The organism is Streptomyces acidicola, from assembly GCF_009377235.1.
Lineage (GTDB): Bacteria > Actinomycetota > Actinomycetes > Streptomycetales > Streptomycetaceae > Streptomyces > Streptomyces acidicola.
In genome coordinates, this window is record NZ_VMNX01000455.1 from 1 (window position 1) to 3140 (window position 3140).

Genomic DNA, 3140 nt, shown 5'->3' on the forward strand with positions numbered 1-3140 from the left:
GTAGGGGACGGCGGCGGGCCGGTGTTCGTCCGGTGTGGGGGTCGGGGGTTCTTCGGGTGTGGCGGTCATACGTCCCACTCTGTCACTCGTGACCCGGTTGGGAGGGGCACCGGTCACCAGATCGCAACCTGGAAGGACTGTTGCCGCCATCTCGACCGGGCCAGAATCTACGCGCGTTATCTACGCGAGTTGTTGCAGTAGGTCCAGTTTTCTGGCCCTGAGTTCTTCCCCTCCGAGGAGTACCCGTCATGCCGTTGAATCGCCGGAAGTTCCTGAAGAAGTCCGCCGTGACCGGAGCGGGCGTAGCGCTGACCGGCGCGGTCGCCGCGCCGGGCGCCCAGGCGGCGCAGGCGCAGGGTGGGGGCTCGCGGCCGCAGCGGTACGTGTTCACCGTGCTGGGTACGACGGACCTGCACGGCAACGTGTTCAACTGGGACTACTTCACGGACGCCGAGTTCGACGACAAGGCGCACAACGACATCGGTCTCGCGAAGATCTCCACGCTGGTGAACCAGGTGCGCGCGGAGAAGGGCCGCGGCAACACGCTCCTCATCGACGCGGGCGACACCATCCAGGGCACCCAGCTGTCGTACTACTACGCCAAGGTCGACCCGATCACCGCCAAGGGCGGACCGGTGCATCCGATGGCGCAGGCCATGAACGCGATCGGTTATGACGCGGCGGCGCTCGGCAACCACGAGTTCAACTACGGCATTCCGGTGCTGCGGAAGTTCGAGGAGCAGTGCCGTTTCCCGCTGCTCGGCGCCAACGCGCTGGACGCGAAGACACTGCGGCCCGCTTTCGCGCCGTACAGCATGCACCGGCTGCGTACGCCGTTCGGTCGTGAGGTGAAGGTGGCGGTGCTCGGTCTCACCAATCCGGGTATCGCGATCTGGGACAAGGCGAACGTGCAGGGCAAGATGACGTTCCCGGGTCTGGAGGAGCAGGCCGCGAAGTGGGTGCCGAAGTTGCGCTCGATGGGCGCGGACGTGGTCATCGTGTCGGCGCACAGCGGGTCGTCGGGTACGTCGTCCTACGGTGACCAGCTGCCGTACGTCGAGAACGCGGCGGGGCTGGTGGCGGAGCAGGTGCCGGGTATCGACGCGATCCTGGTGGGCCATGCGCACGCGGAGATCCCCGAGTACTTCGTCACCAACAAGGAGACCGGCAAGCAGGTCCTGCTGTCCGAGCCGCTGAAGTGGGGTCAGCGTCTGACGCTGTTCGACTTCGAGCTGGTCTGGGAGAAGGGCCGCTGGAAGGTCGAGAAGGCGGGCGCGCAGGTCCTGAACTCCAACACGGTGGAGGAGGACCCGAAGATCACGAAGCTGCTCGGCGACGAGCACGAGAAGGTCGTGGCCTACGTCAACCAGGTCGTCGGTACGAACGCCGTCGAGATGAGGTCGGTCGAGGCGCCGTACAAGGATGTGCCGATCATCGACCTGATCAACCACATCCAGGCCGACACGGTGAAGCAGGCGCTGGCGGGCACGGAGTATGCCGCGTTGCCGGTGTTGTCGCAGGCCGCGGCGTTCTCGCGCAGTGCGGTCATCCCGGCGGGCGAGGTCACCATTCGGGATGTGGCGGGTCTGTACGTGTACGAGAACACGCTGGAGGCGCGTCTGATGACGGGTGCGCAGATGAAGGCGTACCTGGAGTTCTCGGCGAACTACTTCGTGCAGACGGCCGCGGGTGCGGCGGTGGACCCGGCGAAGCTGACGAACGCGAACAACACGCCGGACTACAACTATGACGTGGTCAGCGGCTTGACGTACGAGATCGACATCGCCAAGCCGGCCGGGTCGCGCATCACGAATGTGCGGTTCGAGGGTGCGCCGCTGGACGACGCGCAGCAGTTCGTGTTCGCGGTGAACAACTACCGGGCGAACGGTGGTGGCAACTTCCCGCATGTCGCCGGGGCCAAGCAGTTGTGGGCGAACTCGGACGAGATCCGCAACATCATGATCGCCTGGGTGAAGGCGAAGGGGTCCATCGATCCGGCCGAGTTCGCGGCGGTGGACTGGAAGCTGACGCGGGACGGCACGCCGGTCTTCTAGGGTTTCGGTCTTTTAGGGATTCGGTCTCCCAGGGTTTCGGTTTTCTGGAGCTGCGGTTTTCTCGAGCTGCGGTCTTCTGCGGCTCCGGGCTTCTGGGGCTTCAGGTGTTTCAGGTCCACGGCGTCGGCGAGGGTTTTCGTGCCGGCGTCGTGGACGGGGGGCGTCCGGTGTGGCCGGGCGCCTCGTTCGGTTATTTGTGGTCGGTGAGTGGGGTGAGGGTCCGTTCCTGGTGTGCGGGCGGGACCTGTGGCTGCCGTGGGGTGAGGCCGAAGGTGGTGAAGGCCGTGCGGTCGGGCAGCGGATACGGTTCCTTGCCGGTGAGGGTGTTCAGGATGGTGGCGCTGCGCCAGGCGGCGAGGCCGAGGTCGGGGGTGCCGACGCCGTGGGCGTGGAGTGCCGCGTTCTGTACGTAGATGTGGCAGCCGGAGCCGGTGATCGAGGGGTCGAGAATGAGGCGGAAGCGGTCGTCGACGCGGGGTCGCTCGGAGTTGTCGCGGCGCATGTACGGGTCGAGGCCGGCGAGGATGCGGTCGACGGGGCGTTCGCGGTAGCCGGTGGCGAGGACGACGGCGTCGGTGGTGAGGCGGGAGCGGGTGCCCTGCTGGAGGTGTTCCAGGTGGAGTTCGATCTGGGTTGAGGAGAGCCGGCCGGCGGTGCGGACCAGGACTCCGGGTGTGAGGACGGCGTCGGGCCAGCCGCCGTGCAGGGTGCGGTGGTAGAGCTCCTCGTGGATGGCGGCCAGGGTGGGGGCCGCGATGCCCTTGTGGAGTTGCCACTGGGTGGCGACGAGGCGGTCGCGCGTCGGTTCGGTGAGGGCGTGGAAGTAGCGGGTGTAGTCGGGTGTGAAGTGTTCCAGGCCGAGCTTGGAGTACTCCATGGGTGCGAATGCCTCGGTGCGTGCCAGCCAGTGGATCCGTTCGCGGCCTTCGGGGCGGGTTCGGAGCAGGTCGAGGAAGATCTCGGCGCCGGACTGGCCCGCGCCGATGACGGTGATGTGGCCGGCGGCGAGGAGGCGGTCGCGTTCGTCGAGGTAGTCCGCGGCGTGGATGACGGGCACGCCGGGGGCGTCGACGAGGGGGATGAGGG

At 67.0% G+C, this 3140-nt stretch carries 2 protein-coding genes; one reads left to right on the forward strand and one right to left on the reverse strand.

Annotated features, from left to right (window positions below):
* The first annotated feature begins 248 nt into the window (after positions 1-248).
* Positions 249-2054 carry a bifunctional metallophosphatase/5'-nucleotidase gene (locus FPZ41_RS45865; RefSeq protein ID WP_152870767.1) on the forward strand — a complete coding sequence of 602 codons (1806 nt, stop codon included), beginning with the start codon at positions 249-251 and terminating at the stop codon, positions 2052-2054.
* Positions 2055-2244: 190 nt separating this feature from the next.
* Here the strand turns inward: FPZ41_RS45865 and FPZ41_RS45870 are convergent.
* On the reverse strand, positions 2245-3140 hold an 896-nt coding region (locus FPZ41_RS45870; RefSeq protein WP_152870769.1), incomplete at its 5' end, for a SidA/IucD/PvdA family monooxygenase.

Coding starts and splice junctions, on each gene's coding strand:
- FPZ41_RS45865 (WP_152870767.1), top strand. CDS start 249: ATGCCGTTGAATCGCCGGAAGTTCCTGAAGAAGTCCGCCGTGACCGGA.